This is a genomic window from Kitasatospora sp. NPDC048715 (assembly GCF_043198905.1).
Classification (GTDB): Bacteria; Actinomycetota; Actinomycetes; order Streptomycetales; family Streptomycetaceae; genus Kitasatospora; species Kitasatospora lactacystinica.
In genome coordinates this window covers 115324-133117 of record NZ_JBICVH010000023.1, presented here as the reverse complement: position 1 = coordinate 133117, position 17794 = coordinate 115324, and the positions used below count along the sequence as shown (strand labels likewise).

The 17794-nt window shown below is 74.9% G+C and carries 14 protein-coding genes; 2 read left to right on the top strand and 12 right to left on the bottom strand.

What is annotated here, in order from left to right; translation table 11 throughout:
• Window positions 1-244 precede the first annotated feature (244 nt).
• Together ACGFSC_RS36335 and ACGFSC_RS36330 are read left to right on the top strand one after the other, a co-directional pair.
• On the top strand, window positions 245-1468 hold the full coding sequence (locus ACGFSC_RS36335; protein ID WP_359900748.1) for an ROK family protein: 1224 nt from the start codon (window positions 245-247) through the stop codon (window positions 1466-1468).
• A 182-nt stretch (window positions 1469-1650) separates the two neighbouring features.
• Window positions 1651-2172: a hypothetical protein gene (locus ACGFSC_RS36330; protein ID WP_359900751.1), complete on the top strand. Its 522-nt coding sequence runs from the start codon at window positions 1651-1653 to the stop codon at window positions 2170-2172.
• A gap of 28 nt (window positions 2173-2200) precedes the next feature.
• Here ACGFSC_RS36330 and ACGFSC_RS36325 read toward each other — a convergent pair whose 3' ends face one another.
• The 12 genes from ACGFSC_RS36325 to ACGFSC_RS36270 form a co-directional block, all read right to left on the bottom strand.
• Complete coding sequence (locus ACGFSC_RS36325) at window positions 2201-2860, bottom strand: transcriptional regulator (RefSeq protein WP_359900754.1); 660 nt, start codon at window positions 2858-2860, stop codon at window positions 2201-2203.
• A 174-nt stretch (window positions 2861-3034) separates the two neighbouring features.
• The gene (locus ACGFSC_RS36320; protein WP_359900757.1) at window positions 3035-4450 is read right to left on the bottom strand and encodes a DUF6519 domain-containing protein; all 1416 of its coding nucleotides are present in this window, start codon (window positions 4448-4450) and stop codon (window positions 3035-3037) included.
• 29 nt (window positions 4451-4479) lie between these two features.
• A complete protein-coding gene (locus ACGFSC_RS36315) occupies window positions 4480-6699 on the bottom strand; it encodes a hypothetical protein (protein ID WP_359900760.1) in 2220 nt (739 codons plus the stop codon).
• Window positions 6700-6763: 64 nt separating this feature from the next.
• Window positions 6764-10543 (bottom strand): putative baseplate assembly protein, encoded by a 3780-nt coding sequence (locus tag ACGFSC_RS36310; protein WP_359900763.1) that lies wholly within the window; start codon window positions 10541-10543, stop codon window positions 6764-6766.
• Window positions 10540-13749 carry a putative baseplate assembly protein gene (locus tag ACGFSC_RS36305; protein ID WP_359900766.1) on the bottom strand — a complete coding sequence of 1070 codons (3210 nt, stop codon included), beginning with the start codon at window positions 13747-13749 and terminating at the stop codon, window positions 10540-10542. The genes ACGFSC_RS36310 and ACGFSC_RS36305 overlap by 4 nt, the downstream gene beginning before the upstream one ends.
• Window positions 13746-14186, bottom strand: a complete 441-nt coding sequence (locus ACGFSC_RS36300) for a GPW/gp25 family protein (protein WP_359900769.1) — start codon at window positions 14184-14186, stop codon at window positions 13746-13748. The genes ACGFSC_RS36305 and ACGFSC_RS36300 overlap by 4 nt, the downstream gene beginning before the upstream one ends.
• Complete coding sequence (locus tag ACGFSC_RS36295; protein ID WP_359900772.1) at window positions 14183-14515, bottom strand: hypothetical protein; 333 nt, start codon at window positions 14513-14515, stop codon at window positions 14183-14185. Before ACGFSC_RS36295 ends, ACGFSC_RS36300 begins: the two co-directional genes overlap by 4 nt.
• Window positions 14516-14529: 14 nt before the next feature.
• Window positions 14530-15039 (bottom strand): phage baseplate assembly protein V, encoded by a 510-nt coding sequence (locus tag ACGFSC_RS36290; protein WP_359900775.1) that lies wholly within the window; start codon window positions 15037-15039, stop codon window positions 14530-14532.
• A gap of 22 nt (window positions 15040-15061) precedes the next feature.
• Window positions 15062-16219 carry a hypothetical protein gene (locus ACGFSC_RS36285; RefSeq protein ID WP_359900777.1) on the bottom strand — a complete coding sequence of 386 codons (1158 nt, stop codon included), beginning with the start codon at window positions 16217-16219 and terminating at the stop codon, window positions 15062-15064.
• Window positions 16212-16571 (bottom strand): hypothetical protein, encoded by a 360-nt coding sequence (locus tag ACGFSC_RS36280; RefSeq protein WP_359900780.1) that lies wholly within the window; start codon window positions 16569-16571, stop codon window positions 16212-16214. Before ACGFSC_RS36280 ends, ACGFSC_RS36285 begins: the two co-directional genes overlap by 8 nt.
• Entirely contained in the window at window positions 16571-17203 is a 633-nt protein-coding gene (locus ACGFSC_RS36275; RefSeq protein WP_359900889.1) for a hypothetical protein, read from the bottom strand. The genes ACGFSC_RS36280 and ACGFSC_RS36275 overlap by 1 nt, the downstream gene beginning before the upstream one ends.
• Before the next feature lie 5 nt (window positions 17204-17208).
• Complete coding sequence (locus ACGFSC_RS36270; RefSeq protein ID WP_359900783.1) at window positions 17209-17793, bottom strand: hypothetical protein; 585 nt, start codon at window positions 17791-17793, stop codon at window positions 17209-17211.
• Between the last annotated feature and the right edge of the window lies 1 nt (window position 17794).

Sequence of the window (17794 nt, the reverse complement as noted above, 5' to 3'; positions counted from 1 at the left end):
GAGACGGTGCTGTAACGGAACGCTCGGACGGCTCGGACGGCTGTGGGGCCGACCGCGGCGGACATCCGCGCGGACATCCGTGCCGCGTACGGATACGGCAGGCGAACGCCGGATGATCTCCGGTCATACTTGGGCGGCGGCGCCCGACCCCGGACGCCGCGGGCGCGGGCCGGGCCCACCCGGCCGTACCGACCCGGCCGCACCGCCCCGGCCCGCGCCCGAAGACCCAGACCGGAGGAACCCGATGAGCCCCCACCAGCCGACCAGTCGCCCGGCGGCCGGGGCCCCCGGGGTGCCGTGGAACCGGCAGCGGCTGCGCAGCAACAACGAGTGGCTCCTGCTGGAGCTGCTGCGCACGGGCGGCGGCTCCTCACGCGCCCAGCTGGCCCGGGACACCGGGCTGTCCAAGCCGACGGTCTCGGCCGCCCTGGCCGAGCTGGAGCGGGCGGGCCTGGTCCGGGAGGCCGGGCGGCTGGCCCCCGAGCGGGGCCGCACCGCCGTGCTGTACGAGGTCGACCCGACGGCCGGGCACGTGCTCGGCGTGGACATCGGCCGGGCCCGGCTGCGGGTGGCGGTGGCCGACCTGGCCGGGACGGTGATCGCCCGCCGGGACGTCGCCAACCGGGGCCGCTCGGCGAACGCCGTCGCGGACGCCGTGGTCGCCGCCGCGCACGAGGCGATCGCCGAGGCGGGCCTGGCCGCCGGGGACATCGTGCACGCGGTGATCGGCACCCCGGGGGTGTGGGACGAGCAGCGGCGCGGGGTGCGCTACGCCAGCAGCCTGCCCGGCTGGGGCAGGCCGGGACTGTTCGACCGGATAGGGGAGGGCCTGGGAACGGCCGTCTCGGTGGCCAACGACGCCAACCTGGCGGCGCTCGGCGAGTACACCCTGGGTGCCGGCCGGGGCAGCCGGATGTTCGCGTACCTGCTGGTCGGCACGGGCCTCGGGCTGGGTGTGGTGAAGGACGGCGAGCTGCTGCTCGGCGCGCACGGCGCGCTGGGCGAGATCGGCCTGGTCCCGCTGCCCGGGCGGTCCGGCGAGCCGGGCGCGACCATCGAGCAGGACGCCGCCGCGGACGCCGTGGTGCGTGCAGCCCGGGACTTCGGGCTGGACGGGGAGTCCGCGACGCGGCAGCTGACGGCGAAGCAGGTGTTCGAGCGGGCCCGGGCCGGGGAGCCCGCGGCGGTCCGGGCGGTGGAGCGGGAGGCCGAGCGGCTCGCCTACGCGGTGGCCGTGCTGTCGGCCGTCCTGGATCCGGACCTGGTGGTGCTGGGCGGCGGGATCGGCAGCAGCGCCGACCTGCTCCTGGAACCGCTGGAGCAGGCCCTGCACCGGCTCGCCCCGATGCGTCCGACGCTCGCGCCGAGCCTGCTGGGGGAGGAGGCGGTGCTCCTCGGCGCGGTCTCCACGGCGCTGGAGACCGCCCGCCCCGAGGTGTTCGAGCGCCGGACGGCGGGGCTGCGCTGACGGTCGACCGGCGGGGCCGGCCGGGCGGCCGCGGCGTTCGGCTGCCGCATTCGGGCTGTTGCGCTCGGCCCGTGGCCGGAAGGTCTCGATCTGCCAACGAGTGGGGGTTCGGTGGACGGTGCGTGTGCGGTTCCTGCTTGAATCGCACGACTCATCCATACGGAACGGAGCGTTCTCCTCCCATGCCTTCACGGATAGCCGGCCGTCGTCGGGCCGGCCTGGCCGGATTCGCCGGACTCGTCCTCACCGTCGGTCTGGCACTGACCGGGTGCGACCCGTCGGCGGCCGACGGCGGTGCCACGGCCTCGGCCACGCCGACCGTCGCCACCACCACGACCGCGGTGACCACCCCGCCGGCGGCGCCCCCCGCCCCGGCCCCGGTCAGCAGCCCGCCGGCCCAGCCGGCCCCCGCGGCGCCGGTGGCCACGCCCCCGCCGGTCGCGCCTCCGGCCCAGCCCAGCGCCCCCGCGCAGCCGCCCGTCACCAAGGCGCCGCAGCCGAAGGTGACCACCGCCCAGCCGCCGACCGACCCGGAGCCTCCGGCGGCGGCCGGCGCCGGGTGCGACATCCGCTCGGCCGCGGGCAACTGCTACGAGGCCGGGCAGTTCTGCCGCACCGCGGACCTGGGCAAGAGCACCCACGAGGCCGGCGGCCGGGTGATCTACTGCCGGATGGTCAGCGGGAAGCCGCACTGGCAGGCCTGAGGCCCGGCGGGCCCGGGGCGCTCCGGGCTCAGGCGCCGATGACGCCCAGGGTGTCCCAGAACAGGTGCTCGTAGGCCTGGAGCAGCAGCCCGTACTCGTGTGCGGCGGCCAGGGTCGGCCCGTCCAGTCGGTCCGGGCCCAGGGCGTCGGCGGCCTGCTGCTCCAGCTCGGGCGCGGGCTGGGCGAAGAAGTCGAAGAACGCGCAGGCCTCGTCGGAGAAGCCGTACCGGCTGCGCAGCGCCTGCGCGATGGTGGCGCAGTAGCCGCCCCAGGCCGCGAAGTTGGCGACCAGGGCGGCGGCCGCCGGGTCGGGGTCGCTGTTCACGGCGAGCCAGGCGAGGAAGTGCGGGTAGGCCTGGCAGCCGGGCAGGGGCGGTCGGGACTCCGGCGCGTCGCGGTCGAGGCCGACGGCGGCGCCGAGCGCGGGCAGGGTGCGCAGCGCGGCGCTCTCGCCCTCGGCCAGGGCGGCGAACCAGGCGCTGACCGGCCGGTCGGCGCTGCGGCTGGCGAGCAGCAGCAGACTGCGGCGGTCGGAGCGGATGATCCGGTGCTGCTGGGCGCAGAGTTCGGCCAGCGCCGAGCGTGGTGCGGTGCCGTCGGCGAGTGCGGTGACCAGCGGCGGGACGGTGTCGCCGGGTGCCAACCGGGCGCGCAGGTCCTGGATCTGGTCGAGGATCGGGTGGTTCACCGGTGCCTCCGGGGTGCGGTACGGTCCGCTGCCATTCCTACCGTCCGACGGTGCCGGTGCGGCGGCGACAGGCCGGGGGCGGCGCCCCTGCCCCTCCCGGCCGGTCCGTGTGCCGGGCCGGGAGCCGGTGGAGCGGGCGACCGCCCCGCACCCGATCCCCCCGGGCCGCACGCCCTACTGCGGGGTGGGGGCGGTCAGTGGGGCGAAGGTCTGTCGGAGGTCGACGACCGTGGTCGGGCCCTTCACCCAGGCGAGAGGGGCGTGGTGCACCCGGACCCCGGCCGGTTCCCGGAGCAGCGCCTCGCCGGCCGCGTTCTGCGGCCACTCCACCGAGCCGGTGGCGGTTCGCGCGGGGATGAGCCAGTAGTCGCCCCGGGTGTACTCGCCGCCCGGTCGGAAGTAGACCTGGACGCCGTCCTCCAGGTCGAGCCAGGCGCCCTCCTGGAGCTGCAGGGCGCCGCCGGCCAGCGGCAGGGCGTTCCGGCCGCGGGGCGCCCGGTGGTCCCAGCGGCGCAGGAACGGGTGACGCTCGGCCGACCGCCCGACCTCCGGCCCCGGTTCGGCGGACAGTCGTACCCGGCGCCCCGGCAGGTCGGTCTCCTCCACCTGGAGCAGGTCCGCCGCCTCGCCCCGGCTGACGTACGCGCTGTCGGCGATTTCGATCCAGTCGCCGACCGAGAGGCTGAGTTTGTCGTCGTCGCCCAGCGTGGTGAGGTCGACCCAGACGCCCTCGATCGAGGCGATCGGCAGGACGACCGAGCCGTTCTCCCGGGACCACTTGAACGTGGCGCAGCCCTCCGCCGAGCCGCCGTGGTGGACCTCCACCCGGTACAGCTGGTTCTCCGGACCCCGGTAGCCGGCCTCGGGGTGGGCCAGGCACGGGTCCTCGCTCGCCCGCTCCGGCCGCCGGGCGCGCGCGGCCAGCAGCCCGCCCGGCCGCTCGTGCGCGTCGGCCCACGTGTCGAAGGCCTCCCGCACCCGGGACGCCCCGCCGTCCGGAACGCTCAACTCCGAGGCGGGAAGGGCGAGTACCTGCCAGACGAGCTTGGCCCGGGCCGCCGTGTCGGGCATCGCCGCACCGAGCGCCACCTCGCGGATCTCCGGGTCCTCGACGGCGGTGACGCTGCGCTCCCAGACCTTCAGGTAGACCAGGAACGGGAACTCGCCGGGCAGCCGGTCGCCGTCGCGCTCCTGGTCCCGGTAGGCGTCCGGCTGGTCCCAGTACGTCCAGCCGGCGGGCGCCTCCCGGGCGTCGCCGCCGTCGCCCTGGCCGCCGTCGTCGGGCACGGCGATGCCGGGCTCGGGCCGGTCGGCCTCGCACAGGATGCCGTCCACGTAGTAGCGGCCGCCGCCGATGGTGAGGTCGTCCACGTCGTGGCTGCCCGGCACGTAGCCGATCGCGAATCCCGCCGCCCCGGCCGGTCCGCCGCGGCGGCCGATCAGGTCGGCGGCGAGCGTGCGCAGCTGGTACCGCTCGATCGCCGCCTGCTCGTTGGCGTCGGCGTCGAGCTGGACCCGGCCCTGCTGGGTCAGTACCGCGGAGTAGTGCTTGCCGGGCCGGAAGGTCAGGCGCGAGAAGTCTGCGTGCACGGTTTCCCTTTCGGAGTCATCGGGGCGGGTCAGGAGACGAAGAAGATCCCGGCGTCGGTGCCGGCCGGGGTGTACTCGGCCAGCCGCGCCCGCAGGTTGTCCTCGCGCTGGGGCTGGAACAGGTCGTGGAAGGCGCCGAGTTCGGAGCGGTCCTCGGCGCCGCGGGTGATCTCCGGGGCGCACCCGGCGGCCAACTGCCCGTAGCCGGGCGTGCCGTAGCGGAGGCTGGTGAACAGCGGGCGGACCCGCTCGGCCTCCAGCTCGCGCAGCCGGGCGGCCTGCGCCGGGTCCAGCTCGCCGCGCTCGACCAGCTCGGTCACCGCCGAGCGCACCAGGTCGGGTTGGCACTCGTACCGGCGCGGGGTGCGCGAGCCCGGTGGGACGTAGCAGAACCGCAGGCAGCCGAGCGAGCGGCGGGCCGTCCGCAGCCGCCCGGTGAACACGCAGTCCTCGGCGATCGGCACCGCGTGGGTGTGCACCTCGCCGACCACCGTGGAGCGGTGGGCGTGCAGCAGCGCGTGGGCGTGTTCGCAGTCGGGCCCGGAGAGCGCGGGCTGCTCGGGTCCGGTGGCGTCCAGGATGCTGTCGGCGAGGTGGATCTCCAGCGGGTCGGTGTCCACCTCGTCGCCGACGACCTGGATCGTGCCCAGGATGCTGCGCTCGATCGTCACGCAGGCGGTGGTGTGGTCCAGCACGAGGCTGGGCTCCTGCGGCGAGTGCGGCTCGCAGTGCGGCTCCAGCGACCAGCCCGGCACCAGGGTGCAGTGCCGCAGGGTGACGGAGGCCAGCGGTCCGGTGACGTTGACCCCGCGACCGGTGATCAGCAGCCCGTCCAGGACCAGCCGCCCGCCCGGGCAGACGCCCCGCACGTTGAGCGCGTCCGGCCGGTTGCTGTACCAGTCGAGCAGCCGGATCACCGGCCGGGTGCCCTCGGCGGCGCGCAGTTCGAGGCGGTCGTCCTCCGCCAGGTCGAAGTCCAGCTGTTCCTGGTAGGCGCCGCTGTGGGTGATCTCGATGACGGCGGCGCCGCCCGCGCTGCCGTCCTCCTGGTCGGCGCGCCACTGCTGGTAGGCGTCGTTGATCCGCTCGTGCGGCCCGCCGGGGCCGACCCGGTAGAGCGCCCGGTGCCGGGCCTCCGGGCGGTCGCGCGGGTACTCCCCGCCGCCGGTGTCGTCGCCGAACGCGTGGTGGTAGTCGACCCGGACACCGCGGCGCGGGGCGGAGCGGGCGCCGAAGGCGATCCGGCCGAGCACCGGGTCGACGGCGACCTGGCCGCGCTTGGGGCGGTACGTCCAGTCGCTCAGGTCGGCCACCGTGATCTCGGCGGGCGGGACCGGCTCCTGGGCGCCGTCGCGCCAGATGGCGAAGCTCTTGCCGGGTCCGTAGTAGTCGGCCAGGCGCTCGGCGAGCTGCCGGCGCCGGATCGGGGCCGGCGCGTTGTCGAGCGCCGCGAGGTGGGTGGTCGACGGCTCCGGTTCGGGTTTGGTGACCAGCTGGGCGTCGTTGCCGAGGACCGAGAAGGTGAAGAGGTTCCTGGCCCGGTCGATGCAGTAGGCCGGCGCCCGGGTGACCGGGTACGGCTTCAGCCGCCAGACGTACAGGGCGACCCCGGCCGGCGTGTAGCCGCCCTGGCGGCGGGTGGAGGCGGCCCGGCGGACGTCGGCGGTGTGCGCCTGCCCGTCGAAGGGCCCGCCGAGCAGGTCGAGTTCGGCGCCGCGCCGCACGTCGACCAGCCGGCCCCGGCTCAGCCGCCGGCGGTCGGCCGCCTCCTCGTCGGGGCGCAGCAGCCGCACCGGCTGGGTGCCGCCGAGCAGCCGGGAGAGCTCCACCGCCCGGGCCGGCCAGTCGGCGACAGAGGCGGACAGCTCCTCCAGCAGGGCGAGCGTGCCCTTGCGCCGGCGGTGGGCGACGGTGTTCGCGACGTCGTGCCGCGGCGCCAGCCGGGCGGCGAGCCGGTCGCGGGCCGCGACCCGCTCCGGGGAGGCCCCGCCGTGCAGGCCGGTGGCGAGCACCTCCTCGTAACCGGGCAGGATCCGGTAGCCGACCAGGTCGCCGAGGTAGGCGACGGCCCAGTCGGCGGCGGTCTCGACGAACCAGTCCTGGTAGCCCTGTTCGATGCCGCTGCGCACGACGTCGACCTGCTCGGCGACGACGGCCAGCAGGGCGCGCAGCGGCTCGCCCGCCTCGGCGTCGCGCAGCCGGTGCCACTGCGGCAGCAGCTCCAGCAGTCCGTCCGGGTCGCGGCTCATCGGACGCACCTCTCGACGATTCGCTCTTCCCCGGCCGCCGGCCGGGGGGACCCCCGTCGCTCACTCATGCGCGGATCTCCTTGAGGATCAACGTGTCGGGAAGATTCGGTGACAGTAGGGCGAGTTGGGCCGGACGGATGCCGCGGAACACCGTCACCACGCGGCCGGCCGGAAGCGGGCGGGTGTCGGTGACCGCCGGGTTGAGGCGCAGCAGCTCCGCGACGGAGATGCCGTTGCGGGCGGCGATGTCGGTGAGGGTCTCCCCGTCGGGGTCCCGCACCCGGTAGCGCTGCTCGTCGAAGCGGGCGAGCCGGGCCGGGACGGTCGGCTGCGGCTGCGCGAGCTGCTCGGACAAGTGCTCCAGGCCCTCCGGGGTGAGGCTGCCGGGCACACCGGTGAAGGCGTCGACGTCGACCCGGTCCACGCCGGGGACGGCCTGGGCGACGGCGAGCACCTCGGACAGGTGGGCGCTCTGGCCGAGTTGGCGCCCGGCGTAGCCGAGGCGGTCGAGCAGGGCGCGGCGCAGCGCCGGCTCGACCAGGTCCCAGGAGTGGTCCGGGTCGACCTTCACGTTCACGGCGACGATCAGCAGGACGAGTTCGCGCAGCGCGACCTCGACCGGCAGCTTCGGGTCCCCGTACGCGGTGAGCGAGGAGTGCAGGGTGCGGATCAGGTCGGAGTCGGCGGTGAGCGGGATGTCGTCCACCCCGGCCACCGTGACGTGGACGAGCTCCCGCCGGCCGTCCGAGAGCCGGGTGGCGCCGGCGCGCCCGATGCCGGCCCGGGAGCGGGTGAAGTCCTCGTAGTCGGGAACCGAGACCAGCCGGTCGAGTGCCGTGACGGCGAGCGGGATGTTGCGCCTGGCCGGACCCGGGCCGTCCGGGCCGGCGCCGCCGGTGGCGGGCAGCGGGTTGACGACGGCGGAGACGCCGAGCGGGCGGGTGGTGAGCTGGGTGATCCGTCCGGCGCCGACGTTGCCCGACTCGCCGATGCCGATCCGGTAGCGGGCGCGGACGTTCTCCCGGCCGGTGGGCAGGCGCGAACCGTGCACGCCGTCGCCGAAGGTGACGGTGGTGCGGCCGTCGGCCGCCGTCGAGGTGACGTAGACCCGTTCGTCGGCGCCGCGCCCGGCGAGGCTGTCGACCTCGTGCCAGCGCACCCCGTCGACCCGGATCTCCAGGGTGCTGCGCGCGCCCCCGGGGGTGTCGGCGGCCAGCCAGGTGAGCGGCGACTGCCAGAGCGTGAAGCGCTGGCCGGGGACCCCGGCGTCGCCGCTGCCGACGGCCTCGTCGCGCGTGGCCCCCTGGGTGGCGCGGACCACGTTGCCGAGGACCTGGACGGTGTCGCGCCGGTAGCGGTAGGCCAGCGGGGCACTGAGCGTGATCGCGGTGCGGACGGTGTCCCCGGGCAGGTACGGGTCGACGCTCTGCCCGACACCGGCGATCATGGCGAGTTCGGTGCCCCGGACCCCGGTGGTGTTCGGGATGTCGGTCCGCTCGCCGCTGACCGCGATCCATCGGCCGGGGGTCAGCCCGTCGTAGAGCCGGGCGAGTTCGATCCGGTCGCCGTGGACCTCCTCGGTGACGGGCTCGTCGGCGAGCCGCAGCGACTCGCCGCGGGCGTAGACGGTGGTGTCCCGGATGTCCGAGAGCTGGGTGTCCTTCTCGTCCAACCACGGCTGCTGCAGCGACAGTTCGGTCACCTTTCCGGTGATGCCGAAGTCGGCGCGGGAGATCACGCGCACGTCGGTCACCCGGGTGATGACCTCGGCGAGGTCGCGGCTGCCCGGGATGCCGCCGTCGATCCCCTTGCGCGGGCGCTGGATGACCACCCAACTGCCGGGCGCGATCTGGTCGTAGACGGCGTCGAGGGTGAGGACCGTGCCGGAGACCGGCTGCAGCTTGGTGGTGAACACCACCTCGACCGCGGGCGGCGACTCGTCGGTGGCGGTGTAGCGGTGGACCCGGACGTTCAGCTCGCCGGACTCGCCGGTCTTCTCCTGGCCCGGTTCGAGCTGGTGGTCGAGCGCGGGGCCGGGCCCGCCGTCCACCGTCACGTGGATGCGGCCGTCGGCCTGCGGGCGGGACACGAAGACGGTGCGTTCGGGCAGTTTGGCCAGGAACCTGGCGCTGACCCCGGCCTCCTGGTCGGGAGCGGGCACCGCGGCGCGCACGGCGGCGGCGTGCGGGTTCGGCGTCGGCGCCGGCGGCTCGGTGGTGACCACCTTGACCTGTCCGGGGCCGAGGGTGAAGGTGTGGTCCCACGGCAGCGAGAAGCCGTCGTGCGTCAGGCTGCCGGCCTCGACGTACGTGAAGTCGGCGGTCCTCGGGACGGTGCCGGCGGTGTCGAAGCCGATCCGGACTCCGATCAGCGTGCTGCCGGCGAGCGGCCAGTCCACGTAGCGGTCGATCCGGCCGTCGTTGCCGTAGACGGGCTTGAGCGGCGCGGTGGCGCCGAACGGGGTGGCGACCACCCGCATCGCCTGGATCTCGTGCACGGCGAGCGGCACCGTCAGGTCGACCCGCCGCCAGGCGGGGTAGAGGCCGTCGCGCAGCCGGGGGTCGAGTGCGGACAGCAGCTGCACGCCGAGGTCCGAGCCGGGCGCGAACAGGCGCTGCGGGTCGCGGGTGAGGTCCCGGGCGCTCAGCGGGGGCCGGGTGGGGGCGGTGCGCAGCGCCGCCAGCACCGAGCCGAGCCCGCGGACGGCCGGGTCGGCGGCTCCGGTGCCGGGAGGGTTCGGCCCGGGCTTGTCGGGGGCCTGCGGCGGCTCCAGCTGGTGGGCGCGGTCGCGCAGGCCGGACAGCTCCTCGCCGAGGCGTCCGAACCAGTCGGCCACCGGCTGCTGGGAGTGCGCCAGTTCGGCGGCCTCGGCCGCCCGGGCCATCACCGGGGTGAGCCGTTCGGCGAAGTCGGCCGGGGTGCTCAGCGGGCCGGACGGTCGGTCGAGGTCGGCGCGCAGCGGGGCCAGCACCTGCTCGTCGAAGTCCCGGATGATCCGGCTGTGCCCGGGCCTGGGATTCGGGGCGCCCTCGGAGACGGTGATCCGGTCCGCCAGTTCGGCGCGCAGGTCCTTGAGGGTGCGCAGGTCCCGGGGCAGCCCGATCACCGTGACGTCGTTCTCGCGGTCGAGCCGCACCTCGGGCACCAGCCGCATCACCCGGTGGACCGGGTCGGCGGCCTTGTCGGCGCTGAAGACGAACAGCAGCCGGTCGCCGGGCTTGATGTTGTTGGCGGTCCCGGCGGCGAACAGCTCGGCCCGCCCGCCGGGGTTCAGCTGTCCGGGTGTCAGCTGGTACGGGCGGCGGCGCAGCACGGCCAACTCGTTCCAGGCCGAGCGGGCGGCGAGGTCCTCGGCGGTCTCGAAGGACTGCGGGTCCTCGCCGGGGCCGGGGACGCTCTGGCTGCGGGCGCCGCGCGGGACGACGACGGTCGGGTCCTCGGCGGCCCGCGGGTCGTGGTCGAGGGTGTAGGCGAGGTAGGTGTCGGCGGCCACGCCGGGCCGGGGCCGGTGCCCGACGAGGCGGCCGAGGAGGGTGAGCGACTCCTCCTCGACGGCGGTGCGCAGGTAGCCCTCGTTGGCGATCCGCTCCGAGTAGAAGGTGAGCACGTCGGCGAGCACGGCCCAGGAGTCCAGCAGCGCGATCGCCGGGTCGTCCGGGGTGCGGACGGTCAGGTCGCGCAGCGCCGGGTAGGCGGGGCCGGACAGCCGAGCGAGCAGGCTGTCGAGGAACTCCCCGTAGCGGCCGACCCGGTAGCCGATGGCGTCCAGCCCGGGCGGGTTGAACAGCGGGGCCGGGGTCGCGGTGGCGGTGCCCGAGCAGCCGCAGGTGCACTGGCCGTTCATCGGCCGCCTCCGATCACGATCGAGAGCCGGCCGTTCTCCGGCCGGTCGGGGTCGTTGTCGCAGCCGGCGATCTCCAGCGCGCCGAGCCGCAGCAGCCCGTCGGCCAGCTCGCCGTCGTCCCGCCCGAACTGCCGCCGCAGCCGGGTGACCCGGGCGCTGACCACGCCCGGCACGGCGGCGGCGACGGCGACCAGCCGGGAGACCCGGACCGGCTTGCCGAAGCCCAGCGCGTCCGGGTGGAAGAAGCCGAGCCGTCCGTCCGGCAGGGCGCGGCTGCCCAGCACCCGGCGCAACTCGGCCAGCACGTGGCCGCGTTGGTGACCGGGGGCGGCGCAGACCTGCAGTTCGAGGTCGAGCGGTACCACCAGGGCGGGGCGGACGACCAGGTCGTGGCCGATCCGGCGGTACGCCTCCAGGCCGTCGCCGACCGCCGCCAGCAGGACGGTGTCGGCGGTGGCCTGCCCGTACGGCTCGACGGCGACGTGGACCTCCTGGACGCTGCCGGTCCAGCGGAGTTCGGCGGCGGCCCGCCGGACGCCCGGCAGGGCTGCGGCCAGCTCCGCGTAGTCGGCGGCGGTGACGGCGCGCAGCCGGGTGCGGCTCAGCGCGAGCGGGGCCGACTGCCGTACCTGGTCGAGGGGTTCGGGATCGGTGCCGCCGCTCGCGGGCATCGGGTTGCGGACCCGGAGCAGCGCGTCCTGCGGCGGTGTGACGGTGCTGCGTCCCTTCGCGTGGGGCGGCTGGTCCCGGCAGACCACCAGGTGGTTGACGGCCTCCGCGCCGACGTTGCCGGCCGTGCCGTTGCCGATCCGGTAGGCGACCCGCAGCTCCGTGCCGGGCCGGGGCGGCTGACCGTGCCGCCCGTCGCCGAAGCGCAGCGCGAGGCGGCCGTCGTCCTCCGGCTCGCCGACGAAGTGCCGGTCGCGCGGGCCGTCCGGGAGCAGGTCCCGGCGGGGCGTCCACTCCTGGCCCCCGGCGGTGGCCCGGACGGCCGGCAGTGCGGCACGGGGGTCCTGGACGGCGATCCCGGACGCCGGGCCGGCCGACGCGGGGGAGTCGGGGTCGAGCCCGGAGGCGTAGCGGCCGCCCCAGCTCTGGGCCACCTCCCAGACGCCGGGCCGCCGGAGCACCCCGCCGGCGCGGGCCCTGGCGGTGAGCACGTCGAGGCGGCGCAGCTTGGCGGCGAGCAGGCGGGTGCGGCGGGCCAGCAGTTCGCGCAGTCCGGCGGCGGGCCGCTCCGCGAGGCGCAGTTCGTGCACCGACTGGGCCCCGAACAGCACGGTCAGTTCGGCGAGTTCGGCACGGGAGAGGGGGTGGCCGCAGTCCGCCCGGTGCCACATCTCCTCCAGCCGCTGCCGGACCCGTTCGGGGATGCCGGCGAGCAGGACGGCCTGCCGGGCGCAGACGTGTGCCCGGTCCGGGTAGGCGGCCGCCTGGGTGACCGGCGCGTAGCGCAGCACCGGGCGGAAGGGCTGCGGCAGGACGGGGTAGCGGGTCTGGTCGAGCAGCGTCTCCAGCGTCGCCGCCTGGGCGTCGGCGGTGGGCGGCTCGACCGCGGCGCCCTGGCCGTCCTCGCCCTCCGCGCTCGCGCCCGGCGCGAGCTGGATGCTCAGCCCGGCCCGCCGCACCGCCGCCTCGCCGAGCAGCGCGTACAGCTCGCGGACCTGTCGCGGGCCGAGCTGGCGGCCGGTCCTGGTCCGGTCGAGCAGTTCGTGGATCGCCTCCGCCGCGGGGCTGCCCGGGACGCGGTCCGCGCAGCCGGACCCGCCCGGACCGCAGGACGCCACCCGGACCGGCTCCGGCGGCACGGTGAAGGTCTCCGGGGCTCCGCCGCAGAAGGTGAGCGAGCGGCCGTGGTCGACCAGCACGACGTTGCCGCGGGCGACGCTCACGTCGGGGATCGGGCCGCAGTCGCTCCCGCCGCGCGCGGACAGGCAGACCGGGAAGGTGAGCGCGTCCTCCGGCGCCCACTCGACCTCGACCACGGGCTGCTCGTACAGCTCGTCGACCAGGTGGGTGACCGAGGTGAGCCGGACGGCCTGGCGGTGCGCGGGGTCGGCGTCGGCGGCGGCGCCGGTGCGCGGGCCGAGCACCTCCTCGACGATCAGGAGGTCGCCGGGGCGCAGCGCCAGGTGCCGGGTGCGGTCCTCCGGCCGGTCGGCCTCGTGCCAGTCGTCGCGCAGGGTGGCGGAGGTCGCGCCCGTCGGCAGGACGCAGTCCTGGTCGCCCCAGGTCCAGAACCGGATGGTGTTGTGCGCGGGGTGCAGCACCAGGTCCGTTCCGCCGAGCGGCTCGAACACCTCGACCGCCGCGGTCCGGGTGAGCGCGTCCAACTGCTCGTCGGGGATCACCGTGGACAGTTCCGGGCGTTCCTGCGGGCCGAGCCGGCTGACGTCGACGGCGGCGAAGCGGAAGGTGCCGGGGTGGAGGGTGAGCGGGCGGTCCGTCGCCAGGGTGACGAACGCCCGGGCGTTGCAGCCGTCGTGCACGGCGTAGTCGATCAGCCGGACGTGCCGGCGCACCGACACCCGGCGCCGGGCCGTGTCGAGGTACGCCTCGGTGGCCACCGCGTCCTGCTGGTAGGAGAGTTGGTCGGCGGTGTAGGCGAGCAGCTCGACCAGGGTGACGCCGAGGTCGGGCAGGTGCCGCTCGGTCCAGCCGGGGGCGGTCAGGCTCATCCGGTCCAGCACGAGCCGCCGCAGGCTCTCGTAGTCCCGGGCGGTGCGGTCGATGACCGGGGCCGGTCGGACGGCGGGCGGGCAGTCCTCCTCGGTGCGGCAGTCGTAGGGGGAGGGGCACTCGGCGCCGAAGGAGAACCCGGTGCTCGCGTACCTCGGGTCGAAGCCCGGGTACGGGCGGGGGCCCGGCCGGCCGTGGGCGTCCGCCTCGACCACGGTCAGTCGGTAGCGGGAGGTGTCGCCGGTGCGGTCGAGGGTGACGTGCATCCGGTCGTCCAGCTCCGGGTCGTCCGCGCGCTCGATGTCGACCGCGACGGCGCGCAGGCCGGTGATCCGCCGGCCGCCGTCGACGCGGATGTTCTCCGGGCCCAGTTCCTGCGGCGCCCGGCCGAGGAAGGTCACGCTCAGCGTGCGCCGGTCGTCCTCCAGCTCGGCGCCGTCCACGCCCAGCAGGTGCGCCGCGCGCACGTCGGCGCGCCGCAGTTCCGTCCCGCACCGTGCCGTCGGACGTTCGGATCGCCCGGTCATGCCGCCACCCCGCCCTCGAAGACGTCCTGCCGCTGGGTACCGGTCCGGCGCACGACGTACGCCAGCTCGACCCGCACCACGTTGTCCTCGCTCTCCACGTCGAGCGCGGCGACCTCGATGACGTCGCCGAGCCACCGCTGCAGCGCCGCCTGGACGGACAGTTGCAGGGTGGCCGCCAGCTCCGGGCTGTTCGGCGCGAAGACCAGGTCGAGCAGTCCGCAGCCGAAGTCCGGGTGCATGACCCGCTCGCCCGGGCTGGTGAACAGCAACTGCTCGATCAGGTCGCGCACGTGGTCGTCGTACGCCGCCTCGGCAGTGCGCCCGCGGCTGTCGATCCGGAACGGGAACGCGATGTCGGTCCGGGCCGGGCCGGGCAGCGGAGCCGTCGGCCGGGCGCCGGGCCCGTCGAGCTGTGCGGTGCTCGTCGGGGTGCTCATACCCCCACCGCCCGCTGCTGGACGACGGTCACGACCGGCGGCCCCTGCGGGACCTGCTCGGCGCTCTGGCACAGCCCGACGGCGGACTGCGGCAGCGCGGGGGAGCCGTTCACCCGGATCCGGGCGGACGGCACCACCCAGCGGATCGTGACGCAGGGCTGGGGCTTGCCGGCCACGGTGAACGGGCAGCCGGTCACGGTGTACAGGTCGGCCGTGCTGGTGACGGCCTGGCCGGCGACCAGCACCCGGGCCTGGGCGGGCAGGGCCGTCGCCTGGGCGCCGTGCGGGCAGGTCACCGTCGCATTGACGTGCAGCAGATTTCCGGGCACGAGTCTCTCCCCCGTCAGGTCACGCTCAGGGCGTCCTGGTTGATGGAAACGGTGGCGCCGACGAGCGAGATCGAGGCGCCCTGGCCGTTGCTGATCCGGATGCCAGAGTCGTTGATCACGATCGAGGCCCCGCTCGGTGTGCGGAGGGTGATCCCCGTGGTCGGGTCGTCGGACAGCACGATCACCCGCCGCCCGGTGGTCTCCAGCACCTGGTTCGGCACGCCCGGCGGGCCGGTCGTCGCCTCCGCCGGCACCTCGGAGGCGGAGCCGTACCAGCAGCCCGTCCAGATCGGATAGCTCTGGTCGCCCTGCTCGAACTCCATCCACACGCCCGCCCCCACCGGCGGGACGGCGTAGTGCCCCATTCCCGGGCCGGCCACCGGGAAGCAGGGCATCGCCCAGGTCGACGCGACCTCGCCCAGCACGTCGGGCACCTGGGCCTGGATGCGGCCGATCCCGAGCGGGTCGACGTTGTTCACCACCGTCCCCCGGAACTTGCCGAGGTAGCGGGTCGGTTCGGCCATGTGGGCAACTCCTGCTGCAGCGTCAGGGGATGACGGTCGGCTGGAGGGCGATCAGGCCCTCGCGGGTCAGTGTGAAGTTCTGGGTGTACGAGCCGCGCTTGAGGTTGTGGGTGACGCTCTTGACGAAGTACAGGCCGTCGTAGGTGAGTCCGGCGCCGCGGACGCCGACCAGCTCGCGCGGCCGCAGCACGTGGCCGTACCGGACGACGTCGAGCTGGCCGGAGCCCGAGACGGCGTCCGCCGACTGCATCGCCTTGGCGATGGTCTCGGCGACGGCCTGGGAGCTGTCCTTCTTGGCGGTGTCGGCGATGACCTTCTTCTTCAGCGCCGGCGCGGGCCTGAGCGCGAGCGGCGGACGCAGGATGCTGACCTCCGGCACCGGCAGGACGGCGGACACCTTGGTCGCCGGGAACTGGACGCGGGCCTCCGGCTCCTCGCGGGCGGTCCCGTCGAAGGCGAAGGTGAGCTGGTCGACGTTCGACAGCGCGTCCATGTTCACGTTCAGCGCGTGCTGCGGCACACCGAGCCGGATCTCCGGTCCCCAGTAGCCGCGGCTCATCCCGGGGGCCGGGCCGGGGTCGAGGTAGAACACGTAACCGTTGGCCTTCGCCAGCTCGTTGACGTACCCGAGGTCGGTGCCCTTCTGGAAGTCGATCCGCCGGGTCGGCATCGGCGTCTGCGGCACCAGCTCGGGGATGACCAGCGGCACGATGCCGTACTGCCCGTACTTGGCGATGATCGCGGCCACCCGGGCCGCCGGGGACATCGCGGGGAACGGCACGCCGGCCTGCTCCTCCAGGTCCATCAGCACCGTCAGGTCCTCGCCGGTGACGGTGAGCGTGGACTGGCCGGGCTGGTTGCTGATGCCGACCTCCTGGCGGATGATCACCCCGTCCATCAGCACGGTCGGGGTGCCCGTGACGGTCACCACCAGCACGACCCTGATCTTCGGGTCGAAGAAGCCGCCCGGCAGCAGCGCGGTGTTGATCAGACCGTGCTTCGACAGGTCGAAGGCCAGCTGGAACCCGCTGCGCTGCCCGGAGGCCACCGTGACCTGCGCCGACAGCAGCGCGTCGGTCACCGGCTGCGGCACCGGTACCGGGAGCTGCGGGCCCATCAGCAGGCTCAGGTGGATCGACCCGATCGGCCCGCCCCCCGTGACGGCCGAGGCGTCAGCCATTTCCCACCCCCGGCCCGGGCACCGCGCCGGGTAGCGCGATGGTGATCCGCCGGCCCGGGGTAGCGGTCAGCTCCCGCGGATCGAGGACCGGATTGGCGTCGGCGATCCGCCACCACTGGTCGGCGCTGCCGAGGTAGCGGTAGGCCAGCAGGTCGGGGCGGTCGCCGGCGCTGACGGTGTGCTCGGCGAGCGGGGTCAGGCCGTCCGCACTGGGCAACAACCGCCGCTTGAGGAAAGGGACTTGCCGCCCGTCCGGCTCGGTGTGCAAGCCGACCGGGACGCCGTGGTACCGGCTGGTCAGCGGGTACGGCGAGGGCGCGGGCAGCGCGTTCAGCGGGTCGTTGACCGTCATCAGAACCCCCCTCCGAGGCCGAGCGCGCTCAGCCGGCCACCGGCCGCCGTGCCGACCAGCCGCTCCTTCTGCGCCAGGTGTGCGAGGTACAGCTCCGCCCCGCGGTGCCCGGTCGGCAGATCACTGACGGTCAGGACGCGCAGGCCGATCGCGACGGCGGCCCTGATCGGACTCAGCTCGATGTCGAACGCCTCCTCGGTGATGGTCAGTTCGGTCAGCCGCACCGGCAGGATCCGCTTCCCACCCCAGGTGAAGAGGGTCAGCGGGGCCTCGATCGGGGTGATCTCCAGCGTCCCGAGCGCGGCCAGCGCCTGATTGCTCCGCAGCTGCGCACTGGCCGGCTGCACCAGCAACTCCAAGGTGGCCAACTGCGGATGGATCCCGTTCGGCGCCGGCACCTCCAACTGGTCGGTGGCGTCCAGCTCCGCCGTGAACTTCCACGTCTCCACGGCTGGACCCTTCAGCCGCAACGCCTCCGTCCGGTCCCCGCTCCCGTCGGCTCCTGCCACCTGCGGGGCGAGCGACCGCTCCAGGCTGTCGGGGTTGAACTGCAGCACGACGATCCGCTGCGGCGTCCCCCGCTGCGGATCGACGATGACCAGCCCGGCCCTGATGGGCTTGGGGGCGTCCATGTACGTCACGTCGCGGCCATCTCCTCAAGCACGGACCGGGCGATGTCGGCCACCTCCTCGTCCTGCTCCTCGTCCAGCAGTTCCTCCAACAACGGCGCGTAGGCGGGCCACGGCTCGTACGTGATCGCCCACACGGCGTTCTTCCGGACCTCCGGCCGATCGCTCCGCAGAGCGCGGCGGACGCTCCGGAAGAATTCCTCGTCGAATTCCACCGGTGCTCCCAGCCCCAGGCGCAGGACCTCCGCCGCGTAGGTGTCCGGATCCGCCTCGGGGTCGGCACTCCGGACGAGTTCGGGGAGCCGCCAGGTGTTCAGCGTGGACTCCGCGAGTTCCACCGTGCTCCGGATGACCTTCTCGTCCGAACCGGTGATCATCACATAGAAGAAACCGGAGAGGAGATCCTCGCAGTAGGTGAGGGCGATGGCCGGGCCGACGTACCAGGAGATCTGGCGGGGCGTCCATTCCTCGGGGTCCGCGGGAATGTCGATGCGCCGCGGCCAGCCGATCAGCGCGGCCAGTTCCTCCACGGCGGATTCGTCGGCGTCGTCCCGCAGGACCAGCCGTCGGCTTCGGTCGAAAATCTCAGTCATC

Coding starts and splice junctions, on each gene's coding strand:
- ACGFSC_RS36335 (WP_359900748.1), top strand. CDS start 245: ATGAGCCCCCACCAGCCGACCAGTCGCCCGGCGGCCGGGGCCCCCGGG.
- ACGFSC_RS36330 (WP_359900751.1), top strand. CDS start 1,651: ATGCCTTCACGGATAGCCGGCCGTCGTCGGGCCGGCCTGGCCGGATTC.
- ACGFSC_RS36315 (WP_359900760.1), bottom strand. CDS start 6,699: ATGAGCCGCGACCCGGACGGACTGCTGGAGCTGCTGCCGCAGTGGCAC.
- ACGFSC_RS36310 (WP_359900763.1), bottom strand. CDS start 10,543: ATGAACGGCCAGTGCACCTGCGGCTGCTCGGGCACCGCCACCGCGACC.
- ACGFSC_RS36305 (WP_359900766.1), bottom strand. CDS start 13,749: ATGACCGGGCGATCCGAACGTCCGACGGCACGGTGCGGGACGGAACTG.
- ACGFSC_RS36300 (WP_359900769.1), bottom strand. CDS start 14,186: ATGAGCACCCCGACGAGCACCGCACAGCTCGACGGGCCCGGCGCCCGG.
- ACGFSC_RS36290 (WP_359900775.1), bottom strand. CDS start 15,039: ATGGCCGAACCGACCCGCTACCTCGGCAAGTTCCGGGGGACGGTGGTG.
- ACGFSC_RS36285 (WP_359900777.1), bottom strand. CDS start 16,219: ATGGCTGACGCCTCGGCCGTCACGGGGGGCGGGCCGATCGGGTCGATC.
- ACGFSC_RS36280 (WP_359900780.1), bottom strand. CDS start 16,571: ATGACGGTCAACGACCCGCTGAACGCGCTGCCCGCGCCCTCGCCGTAC.
- ACGFSC_RS36275 (WP_359900889.1), bottom strand. CDS start 17,203: ATGGACGCCCCCAAGCCCATCAGGGCCGGGCTGGTCATCGTCGATCCG.
- ACGFSC_RS36270 (WP_359900783.1), bottom strand. CDS start 17,793: ATGACTGAGATTTTCGACCGAAGCCGACGGCTGGTCCTGCGGGACGAC.